General features: G+C 76.1%; 11 protein-coding genes. 1 reads left to right on the top strand and 10 read right to left on the bottom strand.

The window, feature by feature from the left end:
- Positions 1-20 precede the first annotated feature (20 nt).
- Positions 21-2,486 carry a SpoIIE family protein phosphatase gene (locus tag QFZ71_RS29040; RefSeq protein WP_307671118.1) on the top strand — a complete coding sequence of 822 codons (2,466 nt, stop codon included), beginning with the start codon at positions 21-23 and terminating at the stop codon, positions 2,484-2,486.
- 69 nt (positions 2,487-2,555) lie between these two features.
- Here QFZ71_RS29040 and QFZ71_RS29035 read toward each other — a convergent pair whose 3' ends face one another.
- The 10 genes from QFZ71_RS29035 to QFZ71_RS28990 form a co-directional block, all read right to left on the bottom strand.
- Positions 2,556-4,403: an ABC transporter ATP-binding protein gene (locus QFZ71_RS29035; protein WP_307671117.1), complete on the bottom strand. Its 1,848-nt coding sequence runs from the start codon at positions 4,401-4,403 to the stop codon at positions 2,556-2,558.
- Complete coding sequence (locus QFZ71_RS29030) at positions 4,400-6,139, bottom strand: ABC transporter ATP-binding protein/permease (protein WP_307671116.1); 1,740 nt, start codon at positions 6,137-6,139, stop codon at positions 4,400-4,402. Before QFZ71_RS29030 ends, QFZ71_RS29035 begins: the two co-directional genes overlap by 4 nt.
- An 85-nt stretch (positions 6,140-6,224) precedes the next feature.
- Entirely contained in the window at positions 6,225-7,892 is a 1,668-nt protein-coding gene (locus tag QFZ71_RS29025; protein WP_307671115.1) for a nitroreductase, read from the bottom strand.
- Positions 7,893-7,906: 14 nt separating this feature from the next.
- Positions 7,907-9,274 carry a YcaO-like family protein gene (locus QFZ71_RS29020; RefSeq protein ID WP_307671623.1) on the bottom strand — a complete coding sequence of 456 codons (1,368 nt, stop codon included), beginning with the start codon at positions 9,272-9,274 and terminating at the stop codon, positions 7,907-7,909.
- The gene (locus QFZ71_RS29015) at positions 9,271-10,869 is read right to left on the bottom strand and encodes a CocE/NonD family hydrolase (protein ID WP_307671114.1); all 1,599 of its coding nucleotides are present in this window, start codon (positions 10,867-10,869) and stop codon (positions 9,271-9,273) included. The genes QFZ71_RS29020 and QFZ71_RS29015 overlap by 4 nt, the downstream gene beginning before the upstream one ends.
- Positions 10,866-11,846: a hypothetical protein gene (locus QFZ71_RS29010; protein WP_307671113.1), complete on the bottom strand. Its 981-nt coding sequence runs from the start codon at positions 11,844-11,846 to the stop codon at positions 10,866-10,868. The genes QFZ71_RS29015 and QFZ71_RS29010 overlap by 4 nt, the downstream gene beginning before the upstream one ends.
- Positions 11,847-11,996: 150 nt before the next feature.
- Positions 11,997-12,131, bottom strand: coding sequence for a streptamidine family RiPP (amiA, locus tag QFZ71_RS29005; RefSeq protein WP_307671112.1), 135 nt, complete (start codon positions 12,129-12,131; stop codon positions 11,997-11,999).
- Between the two features lie 68 nt (positions 12,132-12,199).
- Positions 12,200-13,135 carry an ABC transporter ATP-binding protein gene (locus QFZ71_RS29000; RefSeq protein ID WP_373465215.1) on the bottom strand — a complete coding sequence of 312 codons (936 nt, stop codon included), beginning with the start codon at positions 13,133-13,135 and terminating at the stop codon, positions 12,200-12,202.
- A 27-nt stretch (positions 13,136-13,162) separates the two neighbouring features.
- On the bottom strand, positions 13,163-14,218 hold the full coding sequence (locus QFZ71_RS28995; RefSeq protein ID WP_307671110.1) for an iron ABC transporter permease: 1,056 nt from the start codon (positions 14,216-14,218) through the stop codon (positions 13,163-13,165).
- Positions 14,215-15,261, bottom strand: a complete 1,047-nt coding sequence (locus QFZ71_RS28990; RefSeq protein ID WP_373465214.1) for a FecCD family ABC transporter permease — start codon at positions 15,259-15,261, stop codon at positions 14,215-14,217. Before QFZ71_RS28990 ends, QFZ71_RS28995 begins: the two co-directional genes overlap by 4 nt.
- Between the last annotated feature and the right edge of the window lie 2 nt (positions 15,262-15,263).

The raw sequence follows: 15,263 nt of genomic DNA, 5'->3' as shown, positions 1-15,263 counted from the left end.
ACAGAGGGTGGTGAGGTGCAATGGCATCCGCCGATGAGGGCTCCCCGGCGGAGTCCGGCCCGCTGCCCTCCGGGGACGGGCCCGGCCCGGCATGGACGGCCGCCGACGCGGCGGCCGTGATCGCCGGGGACGGCACGGTCGTCGGCTGGACCCGCGGGGCCGAGGCGCTGCTCGGGTATCCGGCGTCCGAGGTGGTCGGCCGCTCGGCCGCGTTCCTGCTGACCGGCCCTCCGGACAACCGGCGGACGGCGGCGGTGGCCGCCCATTGCCGGGCGGGGGCCGGGTGGAGCGGCCTGCTGCCCCTGCGGGCCGGGGACGGCCGGTCGCTGGACATCGACGTACGGGCCACTGCCTCGTTCAAGATCGACGGGCGGGAGGCCTTTCTGGTGTCCGGCCGGGAGCTCGCCCCGCACTGGACGATGAGCGGGTCCGTGCTGGACGACTTCCTGAGCCGGTCTCCGGTCGGGATGGCGGTCCTCGACCCCGAACTGCGCTATCTCTGGCTCAACGACTCCCTGGAGCGGTTCGGCGGCGTGCCCCGCGAACAGCGGCTGGGCCGCAGGCCGGGCGAGGTGCTGCCCGGCCCGCTCGCGGCGCCGCTCGAACGCCTGATGCGGCAGGTCCTGTCGACCGGTCAGGCGGTCACGGACTACGAGTACCTGGGCTGGAGCTGGTCCGATCCGCATCGCCGCCGGGCGTACACCAGCTCGTTCTTCCCCCTGACGGACGCAAGGGACCGGCGGATCGGTATCGGATACATGGTCCTCGACGTCACCGACCGGTGGAACGCGCGCCGGCTGCTCGCGCTGGTGAACGAGGCCGGGGCCAGCATCGGCTCCACCCTCGACGTGCAGCGTACGGCGCAGGAGCTGGCGGACTTCGCGGTGCCCCGGTTCGCGGACTTCGTCTTCGTCGACCTGCTGGAGACCCCGTTCGGCGGCGACCTGCGCGGGGCTCCCCCGCCGGCCGAGGGTGAGCGGCCGACCATGCGCCGGGCGGGTATGCGCTCGGTGCGGGAGGGATGCCCGGAGGCTGTCGTCCGGGTCGGGGAGACGGTCGACTTCGTGCCGCCGCCGCACGACGCGCACTTCCTGCTGGCCGGCGACCCCGTGCTGCTGCCGGTGCTCGATCCGGAGAGCCACGCGTGGACGGTGGAGCAGCCGGCGCGGGCCGACCGGCTCCGGGAGTTCGGGCTGCACTCGCTCATCTCCGTGCCGATGCGGGCGCGCGACACCGTGCTGGGGCTGACCACCTTCATGCGGTCGCGGAATCCGGTGCCGTTCGACGAGGACGACGTGGCGCCCGCCCGCGAGCTGGTGGCGCGGGCCGCGGTGTGCGTGGACAACGCCCGGCGCTACACGCGGGAGCACACCGCGGCACTCGTGCTCCAGCAGAGCCTCCTGCCGCACACGCTGCGCGGCGGCACGGCGCTGGACGTGGCATCGTCGTATCTCCCGGCCGACGCGAAGGACGGGGTCGGCGGCGACTGGTTCGACGTGATCCCGCTCTCCGGGGCGCGGGTCGGCCTGGTCATCGGCGATGTGGTGGGGCACGGCATCGGCGCGGCCGCGACCATGGGCCGGCTGCGCACCGCCGTCCAGACACTGGCCGACATGGACCTTCCCCCGGACGAGTTGCTGGCCCGCCTGGACGACCTGGTCCTGCGGCTCAGCGAGGAGGAGCCGGTGACGGGCCCGGCGGAGCGCGGCGGTACGACGGTGGTCGGCGCCACCTGCCTGTACGCGGTCTACGATCCGGCGAGCGGCTTCTGCACGATGGCGCGCGCCGGACATCCCCCACCGGTCGTCGTCACCCCGGACGGGGCGGTCAGCTTCCCGGACCTGCCCTCCGGGCCGCCGCTCGGGCTGGGCGGGCTGCCCTTCGAATCACTGGAGATGGAGCTGCCCGAGGGCAGTCTCCTCGGCCTCTACACCGACGGCCTCGTCGAGGGGACCGACAAGGACGTCGAGAGCGGCATGGACCGGCTGGCCGTGGCCGTCTCACGGCGCGGGTTGCCGTTGGAGGACCTGTGCCCGGCGGTGGTCGAGGAGCTGCTGCCCGTTCCCCAGCCGGACGACATCGCGCTGCTCCTCGCCCGCACCCATGTGCTCAGCCCCGACCACCTGGTCTCGTGGGACGTGCCGCTGGACCCCGCGGCGGTCGGGGAGGTCCGGGCGAAGGTCGCCCGCCGCCTGGAGGCGTGGGGGCTCACCGAGCTGTCGATGACGACCGAGCTGATCGTCAGCGAGCTGGTGACCAACGCGATCCGGTACGCCTCGGGGCCGGTACAGCTGCGGCTGCTGTTCCAGGCGGCGCTCACCTGTGAGGTGTCCGACGCCAGCAACACCTCGCCCCGGCTGCGGCACGCGCGGACGACGGACGAGGGCGGGCGCGGGCTGTTCCTCGTCGCGCAGCTCGCCCATCGGTGGGGCACGCGGTACACCGACCGGGGCAAGATCATCTGGGCGGAGCAGCCGCTGCCCTGAGGACTCCGGGACGGGGCGGCGGCTCAGGTCCGGGACCGCTCCTAGGCGGCCCGGGCCGTGTGGCGGGGCTCAGGTGCGGGACCGCGAACCGGGAGCGGGTGCGGTCTCCGCGCGGGCGAAGAGGCGGGACAGCGGTCCGCCGGCCCCGATCAGTTCGTCCCAGGTTCCCTCCTCGACGATCCGTCCGCCCTCCAGGACCGCGATCCGGTCGGCCCTGCGGACGGTGGCCGGGCGGTGGGCGATGAGCACGGTGGCGCGGGTGGCGGAGCGGGTGGCGAGCGCTTCCGCCAGTTCCGCGTCGCCCCGGTGGTCCAGGTGGGCCGTCGTCTCGTCCAGGACGAGCACGCGAGGGCCGCTCAGCAGGGCGCGAGCCAGGGCGACCCGCGCGCGCTGGCCGCCGGACAGGGTCGCGCCGCGCTCCCCGACGGCCGTGTCCAGCCCGCCGGGGAGGGCGTCGGCGATGGCGGAGACACCGCAGAGCCGGGCCACCTCGCCCAGTTCGGCCGCCGTCGCGTCGGGAGCGCCCAGCCGGAGGTTCTCGGCGAGGGTGCCGTGGAAGAGCGGGGCCTCCTGTCCCACCACGGATACGGCCGCGCGCAGGTCGCCCTCGGCGAGGTCCCGCAGGTCCACGGGACGGGCCGGGGCCGGGGGCAGCAGCTCCACAGCTCCTTCGACCGGGTCCCAGTATCGCGCGAGGAGGTGGGCGCAGGTCGACTTGCCCGCACCGGACGCCCCGACGAGGGCCACGGTCTCGCCCGGCCGGACGGTCAGGTCGACCCCGTCGAGCACGGCCTCTCCCCCGTAACCGAACCGTACGCCGCGCAATCGCAGCCCCAGCGGGCCCGTCGGCAAGGGGTGCGGATCGGCGGGTGCGGGGGCCCCGGCGGGAGCGTGCACGGCGGACCGGACGCGGGCCGCCGCGGCGCGCAGCCCGCCCGCCCGGCCGAGCGCGGCAGCCGATTCCGCCACCGGAGCCAGTGCGCCCAGGGCCAGGGCCAGGGCGGCCGGGGCCCACGCCCCGTCCAGCCGCCCTGCGGACGCGGCGTGCGCGGCGGCCGCCACGACCCCGATGACAGCGGCGACGACGAGCAGGTCGCGGGCGGCGCCCGCCCCGGTTTCCCAGGCCTGTTCGGCCCGCTGGGCGCGGGCGAGCCGCCGTCCGGCGGAACGGAGCCGGGCCCGCCTGCGGTTCAGCGCCCCCGTCATCAGGAGTTCGCGCAGCCCGTCGACGCTCTCCACCGTCTCGGCCGAGAGCTCGGCGAGCGCGCCTCGGGTCCGGGCCCCGCGCCGGGCCCGCCCGCGCGCTTCGGCCAACGGCGACCAGGCGAGGAGCAGTGCGGCGGGCAGGACGGCGAGCAGCAGCCACGGACCGAGCGCTGCCAGCACGATGGCCGCTACCGCGAACACCACACCGGATGCCAGGAGTTGGGCGATGGCATGGGCGTAGAAGAACTCCAGGGCTTCCACATCCCCGAGCGCGGTGGCCGCCAGGTCGCCGCTGCGCCGGCCCGCGATCCGGGCGGGCGCGCTGCGGGCCAGCCCGTCGAAGACCCGGACGCGGAGTTCGGCGAGGACCCGGTAGGCGAGGTCGTGCGAGAGGTCCATCTCCCGCCATGTGGTGAAGGCGCGGAGCAGGACGAGCCCGACGAGGACGGCGACGGCTCCGGGGGCGGGAGGGCGGTGCGCGGTGACGGCGGCGCCGACCGAGTGCGCGGCGAGGCTGACGAGGGCGACCAGGGCCGCCTGGTCGACGAGGGCGGCCAGGCACGTGCGCAGCACGGTGGTGCGGTGCGCGCCGAGGACGGGAAGGAGCGAGCGGAGGGCGCCGGCCGGGACGTCTCGGGAGGGGGGGACGGCGGGACCGGGACCGGGTGGGCGGGCCGCATCGGTCGGGGCGGGGGTGGGGATCGTGGTCATGCGGCGTGGTCTTCCTGTGCGGTGCGGCCGGCCGCGACGAGCGAGGCGTACACGCCGCCGCCCGCGAGCAGGGCCGTGTGGTCCCCCGTAGCGGCGACGCGCCCGGCGTCGAGGACGACGATGTGGTCGGCGTGGCGTACGGCGTCGAGGCGGTGGGCGACGACGACGCAGGTGCGGCCACGGCCCGCCGCCGCAAGCTCGCGGACGATGCGTGACTGGCCTCGCTCGTCGACCGCGCTGGTGGCCTCGTCCAGGATCAGGACGGGGGCGTCGGCCAGCAACGCCCGTGCGAGGGCGACGCGTTGGCGCTGCCCACCGGAGAGTGTGGCGCCGCGTTCGCCGACGAGGGTGGCGTACCCGTCCGGGAGCCGGGTGATCTCCTCGTCGATCCCCGCGGCACGGGCGGCGGCGCGCAGTTGTCCGTCGGTGGCGGCGGGACGGGCGATGCGGAGGTTCTCCGCGATGGTGGCGTGGAAGAGGTAGGTCTCCTGCGAGACCACGGCGATGCCCCGGCGCAGCGAGTCGAGGGTGTAGGCGGTGGTGTCGGTCCCGGCGACGGTGAGGTGGCCGCTGTCGGGGTCGCGCTGCCGCAGCAGCAGGCTCAGCAGGGTCGACTTCCCGGCCCCGGACGGGCCGACGACGGCGGTGGTGCGTCCGGGGGCGGCGGTGAAGCTGACGCCGTCGAGCGCGGGCCGGTCGCTCCCCGGATGGGTGAAGCGCACGTTCTCGAAACGGATTTCGGGGGCGTCCGCCCAGACCGCGACCGTGCTCCCCCGGTCCGGCACGGCGGGTTCGGCGGTGCGCAGGGTGGCGATCCCGTCGGCGGCGGAAACCCCGAGGTAGCCGGCGTGCCACTCGCGTGAGAGGTCGCGGACGGGCCGGAAGCACTCGGAGGCGAGGAGGAGCAGGAGGTAGGTGCCGGTGGCGGCGGTACGTCCGGTGGCCGCCGAGGAGCAGGCCACGAGGACGGCGGCGACCGTACCGCCCTGGACGGCCAGGTCGGTGAGGCCGGTGTCGATGAGGGAGACCCGCAGTTTGGCGACGGTGCTCCGGTGCAGGGCGGCCGACCGCCGCTCCAGCCGCTCCCGTACGCGCCCCACCGCGCCGGCGGCTCGCAGGGCCGGCATCCCCTGGAGAGCTTCCAGGTAGTCGGCGGCGAGGGCCTCGTAGGAGTCCCAGTGCTCCTTGCCGCGCCGTGCGAGGAGGCGGTCCCACCAGCGCGGTCCGAACAGGGCGAGCAGCAGGGCGAGGCCGAGGGCGAGGGCCGCGTACGGTTCGACGAGGGCGACGGCGACGAGCAGCAGCGGCGGAACCGCGCAGGTGATGAGCGCCTGGGGCAGATAGCGCGAGATGTACGCGTCGACGCCCTCGACGCCGTCGACCAGCGTGGCCCGTACGGCTCCGGCCCGCGCACCGGTGACGGCGGTGGGGCCGAGTGCGCCGAGCCGCAGCAGCAGGGTGTCGCGAAGCCGCACCCGTACGGTGGCGCCCGCCGCGACGGCGGTCAGCCGCTGAGCCCGGCCGAGGGCGGCACGGGCCAGGACGACGGCGATGACGGCCGCGAGCAGCGGGGCCAGGGCGTCCGGTGCTCCCCCGGCGATCCGGGAGAGCACGAGGGCGAGCAGGACGGCCTGGGCCAGGTGCGTGATGGTGAGCGCCGCGAGCAGCGCGGTGGCGAGACAGAGGGGGCGGCGCGCGGTCCTCGCGGCACGGAGGAGTTCGGGGTGGAGCATCATGGGCGGTCTTCCTCGCCGGGAGGGGTGGTGCGGGTCGTGGTCCCGGGGACGGTCGGGGCCGTCGCCCGCGGTGCGGTCGGCGGTGTCATGACGGTCGTCGGACACCCCCCAGGGCGAGGCCGTGCACGATCCAGTCGCGTCCGGGGGCGTCACCCAACGCCGCGCCCAGGTCCGCCTGTTGCCAGGAGCCGACGGGGCGGGAGCGCAACCCCAGGGCGGTGGCGAGGATCTGGGCCACGCCGACCGCGTACCCGGCGGCGAGATGGCTGTGGCGGATCACGGCGGGCGGGGCGTCCTCGGGGCAGCCGTGAGCGAGCAGGACGGCGCCCGACGCGCCGATCCACCGTTGGCGCGCCGCCCAGTGGGCGAGGGTGGGACGCGCGTCACCGCGGGCGCGGACGTGGAGGCCCGGCCGCCCCGGAGCCACCGCGTGGAGGGCCGGGGTGTCGCCGCCGACCGCCAGGGTCCAGTCCGGCCCTGCCGGGCAGGCCGTGCGGGCGGTCGCCAGGACTCGGGCCAGCAGGCCCCTCTCGGGCGGGTGGCGCAGCTCGTCGGGCGCGGCGCTCCGGCGCGCCTCCAGGACGTCGTCGGTCACCCCTGCCGGGCGGGAGGACGGGTGCCACGTCCCGGCGGGGAGGCCGGGGGCTTCCGCGAGGTGGCGCAACAGGCTGTGCGTGGCCGCGAGTTCGCCAGACGGCGCGGTCGCTGCTCCGGGCGGTGGCGGGGGAGCCCCGGCGCCGGGCCAGGCGGCCCAGCCGCTCAGCGGATCGACGGAGTCCACGGCGGTGCCTGGCGGTGTGAACCACACGGCCGCGAGCGGCAGTTCGGGCTCGGAGCCGGGCCACACCTCCGGTCGGCACGAGGCGCGGGGCAGCCCCGCGGCGGCGGACAGCAGGGGGCCGTCCGCGTCGAAGGAGACCAGCACGTCGGCGGCCGGGGACCCGGCCTGCGTGAGCGCGGCGGCGGCATGACCCGCATCGAGCAGCAGCAGCGGCCAGGCGCGGTGGCCATAGTGGGCGACGGTGCGGGACGCGGTCACGGTCAGGACGAGGAGAGCGCCCGGGGGCACATCGTCGGGGGCGGGGCCACGTGGATGGGCCCGGTGGGCCCGCGGGTCGTAGGCGTAACGTCCGGGCGGCAGTGAACACCCCGGTCCGGTGAGCAGGTGGGCGCGCACGGGGTGCAGGGCGCCCGCCGAGGCGACGGGGCGCAGCCTGCCGGGCGTCCCGGCGGGCGCGGCGAGCGAGAGCCGCAGCGTGCGGGCGAGGTCGATCGGGGCGGCGGGTACGTGAGCGGCGCCGGGCGCGACCGTCCCGCCGGAGACGCCGGAGACGCCGGGAACAGCGCGGACGGAACCCACGTCCGACGCGGCCGCCCCGGCGCCTCCCCCGGAGACGCCGGGCCCGCTGACCGGCCCGGTCCCGGCGGGCCCGGTACTCGCTCGCGGCACCGGCCTCCCGGTGCCGGTCCGGCGGCGGGCCGTCCCCGTCTCGGCCCGCCGCCGGACGCCCCCGTCGGACAGCGGCAGCCCGGAGCGCCCGTTCCACGGAAACGGGTGCTCCGGAACGTACGGGGAGAGGGCCGGGACGCGCGGCGACCGGGCGTCCGCGAGCGCCCGGCGCAGGACGTCCGGTGCCGTCGCGGCGGGGGTGGCGGGCGGCGGCGTGGTCCTCGTCTCGGCGGCGAAGACGTCCGGCTGCTGCGCGCACGGCTCGTGTGCGGGCGCGACGGCTCGGTCCGGCGTATCGGGCATGGCGGCAGGCTCCTTCACATGTGCGGCGGCGGGGCGAGGGTGAAGTCCTGTGGCCCCGTGGGCGGTCGGGAACGCCAGCCCCGGTCGAGCGCCGCTTGCGCGAAGCGGGGGCAGCCGAAGTAGCCGAAGGCGGCCGGGGCGTTGGGCACGAGGCCGGAGACGAGGACGCGGGCGACGCGCAGCGAGGTCTCCGCGACGTCCTCCGTGGTGAGGTCCGCCGTGATCACCCGGTGCCCTCCGGCGGCGAGCGCCGCGTCGAGGGCGGCGCGGCTGCCGGGTTCGACCGCGGAGACCGGGCCGACCCCGAACGCGGGCTCGGTGAAGCGGCGGGCGAGCGGGGCCATGCGGTCGTCCAGCCAGACCTGGACATGTGCGCCCAGATCCCGTACGGCGGCGAACTCGGCCCCGCAGTCGTCGAGATACCGCCGGTCGGCCCGGTGGTCGAGGTAGAGACCGCGGGCGAGCATGCCGGCGTCGATCGCCCGGTACACCCAACCGTCGGCGTCCACCGCACCCTGGGTGAACACCCACGTGTGCACCGCCTCCAGGACGGCCTTGCGGGCGGCCTCCGCCGGGTCGTACCGGCAGGCGAACCCGGCCGCGTACACGCCGCGTTCGGGATCGTGTACGAGGGCCGCCGCACAGGGCGCGAACTCGGAGGGCAGCTCCACGATGTACGCGTCGAGACCACAGCCCGCCAGGTCCTCGGTGAGTCCGGGGACGGAGGCAGGGTCGATGCCACGGGTGGGCCCGTCCAGGTGCCACCACAGCTCCAGTGCGTCGCGCTCGACGACTTCGAGGAGTCCGCGCTCGACGGCGTCGTCGAGCCCCTGTCCGGTGGCGATGCCCGCGTAGTTGAGGTGATGGGTGCGGGGCAGTGAACGCCATGCGCCCTGACGCCAGTTGAGGTATGTCAGCGCCACCGGGACCCAGCAGGGACGTCCGTTCTCGGTGGCACGGGTCCACAGTGCCGGTGTGTCCGGGGTGAATTCGGCGTACGGGAAACCGGCGCGGCCGTACTGCCAGGGGGCGTACGCGGGCAGGGCGCCGGGGCCGTAGACGCGGTGGCCCTCGGCGGCCAGTTCGGCAGCGGTGGCACGCCGGGGTTCGCGGGGGTGGCCGGGCGGCGGGACGCGGTTGCCGCAGTAGCGCTCCACCCCCTCCGCCACGGCGGCGATCCACGCACCTGCGGGGTCGCCGAACGTCGTGCCGAGCGACACGCGGTCGGCCGGCCAGGCGCCGAGGCGGCGGGCGTCGGCGACGTCGGCAGTCATCGCGGTGTAGCGGGGCGGGGCCCCGGAGGGGTGCTCGACGGGTGCGACGCCCCGGAGGATTCCGCTGACGGGATCGACGAGGGCTTCGATGGGCAGGACGCTGGTCAACGGCATATCTCCGGTGCGGGCTCGACGTAACGGCGTCGGGCGACGACGGGCAGGTGGAGGGCACTGCCCCGCGGGTTCACGGTCCGGCGGGACGGGACGAGCCGGGTGGCGGTGACGGGGTCCTCGCCGGTGTGGGGGTTGCGGACGTGGGCGGGGAAGTGGTGTCCGGCGACCTCGGCCCGCAGCCGGGTTCCGGCGGGCAGCCGGCGGCCCAGCGTGCCGAGCGGCACGGTGACGCCTGTCGCCCGGCCGGGCGGGTCGGTGCGGCGGACGATGCCGAAGGCGAGGAGGTCCGCTCGGCCGGCCGGGTCGAGTGCGGTCAGGCGTACGGCCCAGTCGGCGGAGGGCGTGTCGGCCGTGACGTCGAGCCGGACGAGGGCGGGGCCCGCCAGGTCGAGCGGGCGGGGCAGGGGCGGTGAGAGGAGCAGACACCGGTCGGGCTGTGCGCCGCCGGCCGGGGCGGCGAGGCCGTCGGAGCGCACGGGCCGGTCCGGATCGGCCGTGAACGCGGCTCCGTGGAGCAGCCGGAGACCGGTGGGCGAGCCGAAGGGCCACCACCGCCCCGCCTCCGGCCGACCCGGCGCGGACGCTTCGGCGGTGATCGCCGCCCCATGGGCGCTGTGCCAACGGCCGCTGTCGCCCAGGGCGATGATCCCGCTCCGCGTCGGCTCCAGACGTCCGGCGAGTGCGGCGCGGGCCCACCGTACGTACAGCGCCCCGAGGTTGACGCGTGCGCGGGGCGGGGCGGCCGGGTCGGAGGTGAGCCGGTGGCCCCAGGGACCGAGCAGCAGGCGGGCCGGTCCGCCCCAGCGCTGCCAGAGGGCCACGGTGTCGTCCGCGAAGGAGTCGCGGGTGCCGCCCACGGCGAGCAGCGGGAGGCGGACGGTGGAGCCCGACGCGGCCGACTTCCCCCGGCCCCGTTCGGCCCAGAGGCGGGGCCACGAGGGCAACTCGCGCCCGAGCGCTTCGGCCAGGCGCTCCCCCAGACGGGCGACCGGGAGGTGGTCGAGCAGGCGGGGATCGTCCGCCAGGGCGCGGTGCAGCGCGTCCGGTTCGGAGTCGCGCCGGTCACCGTGGGCCGCCCACCAGCCGGCACGGGCCCACAGCCGTTCCGGGCCACCGGGCTCGCGCGCGGTCTCGGTGAGTCCGAGCGCGGGGACGGCGGCGATGACGGCGTCGGGGCCGTCGGCGCGGTGGACCGCATCCGGGCGCACAGGGTCGCGCTGCACGCCGCCGGAGTCGGCGAGCGCCGTGACGAGGGCGCAGTAGGCGGCGTAGGAGGCCCCGACCGCGACGACCTCTCCGTTGCTCCACGGCTGGGCCCGGACCCAGGCGATGGCGGCCGTTCCGTCCGGCCCCTCGTGCCCCCCGTAGGGGTGCCATTCCCCCGGTGAGCCGTGGCGGCCCCGTACGTCCTGGGCGAGGGCCGCGAATCCGTGCGCCGCCCAGCCGCGCAGCTCGGCACGGTGGGCGTCCCGTCCGTAGGGGGTTCTGATGATGACGGCAGGGCAGGGGCCGGCCCCGTCCGGAAGGCATACGTCGGTGGCGAGCGCGGTACCGTCCGGCGCGGGGACTCCCACGGTACGGATGTTCACGAGCCGTCCTTCGAGGCCCCGGCTTCGCGGCGCGCGCTCGCCGGGGCCGTGGCGGGCAGAGGCACGACGTCCGGGACGGGCAGCACGGGGTGCTCGGTGACGGTGAGGGAGCGCAGGTCGATCCGGCGCAGCCGCCGGCGGAGCGGCAGACCGGCACTCCGGCCCGCCGCGAATCCGCCTCCCGGCCCGGCTCCGGAATCCGCGCCGCTTCCGGGCCCCGGTCCCGTGTCCAGCTCCGCTTCGGCCTCGGCTTGTGCCCAGGCGATCAGGTCCGCGGTGAGCAGAGCGGCGATCAGCGCGGCGGAGGCATCCGTGGGGTGCGGGCCGGTGTCGGGGGTCCGGTGTCCGGCCCAGTACGCGGCGAGTTCGCGGTGGGCCGGGGTGGCCGCGAGTCTGCGGAGCCGCACATGGCGGGAGGTGACGTCGCCGGGGGCCGCGGCGAGAGGTTCGGTCCAGACGTGCGCGCCCTCGCGGTGGCAGCGCAGCCAGGCGACGCGCCGCTCCGGCAGTCGGTCCGCCGCGTCCCACAGTCCTGCGCGCACAGGCGAGTCGAGGCACCACACGACGGCGACGCGCCCCTCGGCGCGGTCGCCAGGGGTCACGCGGGCCAGTTCCGCCACGCGGTCCGGGGAGGCCGGGTGGACCTCGGCGCCCTCCGCACCCGCGCAGCGGGCCAACGGCTCCGCCAGCACCGGGTCACCGAGGACGTGGACGGCACACCCGGCGAGCGGGGGTCGGGGCGGGGCAGAGACGGCATACCCCGCGACCTCGAACGCCTTCACGAGTGGAGCGAGTTGCCGCTCCTCCGAATCTCCGGAGGCCGCCTCTGCCTCCCCCACGAGGCGGCGCACCAGGGCGTCGACGTCGGCGCCACCGGGGTCGATGCGCAGGAACTCCCCTCCCGAGGTGCGGAGTGCGGGGCCGGCACCGGGGACGGTGACGATCCCGGTGCCGGGAGCCAGTCGACTGCGGGTCACGAAATCCTCCGGAACGGAAGCGAGGGGCGGGAAGAGGGGGTGGAGCGCGAGGCGGGAGGTTCAGGGGGAACGGTGCGGGCCCGCCCGGGGTCTCACCGGGCGGGCCCGCCCGCTCTGTGCGGGGAACCTGCCGTCAGCGGCAGGTCCGGCCTACTTCTCGGCCGCGGTGTCGGCCTCGGCGGCGTCGTCGAAGGGGTTCTCGACGAGGGCGTTCGAGTGGGTGGCGGAGAGATGGGCCAGCTGCCCCTGGTCGGCGATCGGGCTGAACACCTTGTCCTGCTCCATGAGTTGAAGCCTCCATTCACATCGGGTGGGTGTCGGTCGCGGCGATGTTCCGTGCCGCACCACAGACACTAATGAATATGATTTTCATTCCGCAATAGCTGGGACGGGCCGACAGGGTGATCTGGGTAACAGACGGGCCACCCTCCCTCGCTGTCGATGCCCACCCGCCCCTCCACGCCGAGGACTTCGGCCAGCAGCTGTCGCGTGACCACCCGGCCCGGAGGCCCGTCGGCAGCGACACGCCCCTCGCGCAGGGCGACGATGCGATCGGCGAACCGGGCGGCGTGGTTGAGGTCGTGCAGCACCATCACCACCGTCAGCCGGCGCTCCGCGCGCAGCCGTACGACCGTCTGCAGAACCTCCAGTTGGTGCCGCAGATCGAGGTACGTGGTCGGCTCGTCGAGGAAGAGCAGCCGGGCGTCCTGCGCCAGCGCCATCGCCAGCCGCACCCGCTGGCGTTCCCCGCCGGACAGCGCGTCCACCGGGCGGTCGGCCCAGGCGGTGACGCCGACGTCCGCAAGCGCCCGGAACGTCACCTCGTCATCCCCCTCCCGGAGCATCCCGAGCGGCCCCCTGGCGGCGTAGCGCCCCTGTCGCACGAGCTGGCGCACCGTCAGGCCCGGTACCGCGGGCGCCGACTGGTGGAGGAGCGCCACCCGTCGGGCAGCGGTACGACGGGACAGCCGGGCCACGTCGTCGCCTTCCAGCAGGACGCGCCCGCCACTCGGGGCGAGCAGTCCGGCGGCGAGCTTGAGGAAGGTGCTCTTGCCGCATCCGTTCAATCCGATCAGGGCGACCAGTTCACCGGCCCGGACGCTCAGGTCCACCCCGCGCAGCACCGGCCGCCCCGGGTAGCCGAAGGACAGCCCTTCCGCGCGCACCACTTCCGGGCCGGTCCCCTCCCCCGCACCCGAGTCCGCCGACGTCCCCCCTTCACCGCGCGCTTCCGGACCGGGACGCTCCACCGCGCCCCCACCCGCGTGTCCGGTCAGACCTTCGACCATGTCAGCCTCCTCCATCCGTTCCCTTCCTCATCGCTCGTCCACCCGTCGCCGCGCCACGGCGAGCAGCAGTCCCGCACCCACGCAGGTGGTCAGGGCGCCGACCGGGAGCGTCAGCCGGTCGGCGTCGAGGGCGGTGGCCAGCAACCGGGACAGCAGTTGGGCGGACGCGTCGGCACCGCACACCACCACCGCACCGAGCAGGGCGGCGCCCGGCAGCGAGACCCGCAGATCGGCCCCGAAGACCGCCAGCGCCAGATGGGGCACCAGCAGCCCCACGAAGCCGAGCGCACCCACCGCCGAGACGGCTCCGGCCGTCAGCGCCACCGCACACACGAGCGCCGCCCCCCGCCCCCGGCCCGTGGCCAGCCCTGCGGCGGACGCCTGTTCATCGCCGCAGCGCAACAGGGTCAGGGGGCCGGCGAGCAGCCAGGCCGCCGCGCCCCAGAAGACCGCCCACGGCCAGAGCAGATGCGCGTGCTGCCACACCCGCCCCTCGGTGGAACCGATCAACCACTGGACGACGCTGCCGAGTTCACCCGGCGCCACCAGGAGGACGACCGCGGTGAGTCCCGCGAGCACCGCCGATACGAGGACCCCGTGGACGGCGGTCCCGTCCGGGTCGCCCCGGTCACGTCCGGCGAGGAGCCAGAGCAGCCCCGCCCCGGCGAAGCCGCCGAGACAGGCCGCCACGACCACCGCCACGGGGGAGTCCCAGCCCGCGAGGCCGAGGCCGGTCGCGGCCACCGCGCCGAGCACCGCACCGGGCGTGACGCCGGTGACCTCGGGGCCCGCCAGCGGGTTGCGCAGCGCCGACTGGAGCACCAGCCCGGCCACCCCGAGGGACGCCCCGGCGACCAGCGCCACCAGCAGCCGTGGGACTCGCAGGTGGAGCACGATGTGTTCGGTCGTCGGATCGGACCCGGCCCCGAGCAGTACGGCCCGTACGCCTTCGGGCGTGACGCCCCGGCCCGCGAACAGATCGGCGCACGCCACCACGGCGGCCAGCAGGACGAGCCCGCCCATCCGGGCGCCCGGCGCACGCGGAGCGCGGGCGGGGCGTCCGGGCGTTGCACCCCAGGTCATCGTTCCGCCTTCCGCAGGACGGGGGCGGGGAGGCCGGCCGGCGGGCCCGGCACGGCGGGGACGTCCTGTCCCCGCTCCCGTGCGGGCCCTCTCCCCCGTTTCAGCAGCAGGACCCCGGCCGGCACCCCGACCAATGCCGTCCACGCTCCGACGGGCGTCTCGACCGGGGCGAGCGTCAGCCGGGCGGGCTGGTCGGCGCAGAGGACGACCATCGCGCCGCACGCGGCGGACCGGAGGAGCCACCCGGCCGCGCCGGCGTCCGGGCGCAGGCGGCGGGCGAGGTGCGGGGCGAGGAATCCGACCCAGGCCACCGGACCGCAGACCGCGACGACGGGGGCGATGAGGACGACGGCGATGCCCAGAGCGGCCACCCGCGCCCGCTCCACCCGTACGCCCAGCGCGCGGGCGTCGTCGTCGCCGAGCCGGAGCACGCCGAGCACCGGCACGCACAGCACCAGCGCGGGAACGGCCACGGCCAGCCAGGGCAGCAGACCGGTGACGTCGTCCCAGGTGCGGGCGGACAGACTGCCCAGCAGATACCGGTAGATGAGCTGGAGGTCGAGCTGGTCGGCCATGACCATGAGCACCAGCAGGGCCGCCTGGAGCGCGGCGGCCACGGCGGCCCCGGTCAGCAGCACGGCAGAGGGGCTGCGGCCGAGGCCGGCGGCGACCAGGGTGAGCAGTCCGCCGAGTGCCGCCCCGGCCAGGGCGAGGAACGGCTGCAGTACGAGCGGGACGGCCAGGGTCAGGACGAGCGGTGCGGCGACGCCGAGCGCGGCCCCCGACGAGACCCCCAGCATCTCCGGCACGGCCAGCGGGTTGCGCAGGGCCTCCTGGAGGACGAGCCCCGCCGCGCCGAGGCAGGCACCGGCGATCAGTGCCAACAGCATGCGGGGAAGACGCAGTTCGGTGACGACGAGACCCGTGATCCCATCGGCCCCGAACGTGGCCGGGAGGTCGGCGGGCGGGACGTACGGAGTGCCGAGGCCGAGCGCGCAGACCGCGCTCGCCAGGGCCACCGCGCCCAGGCAGAACTGCGCCAGGA

Origin of the sequence: Streptomyces sp. V2I9 (assembly GCF_030817475.1) — a bacterium.
Lineage (GTDB): Bacteria > Actinomycetota > Actinomycetes > Streptomycetales > Streptomycetaceae > Streptomyces.
This window is presented reverse-complemented; position numbering and strand designations above follow the sequence as displayed.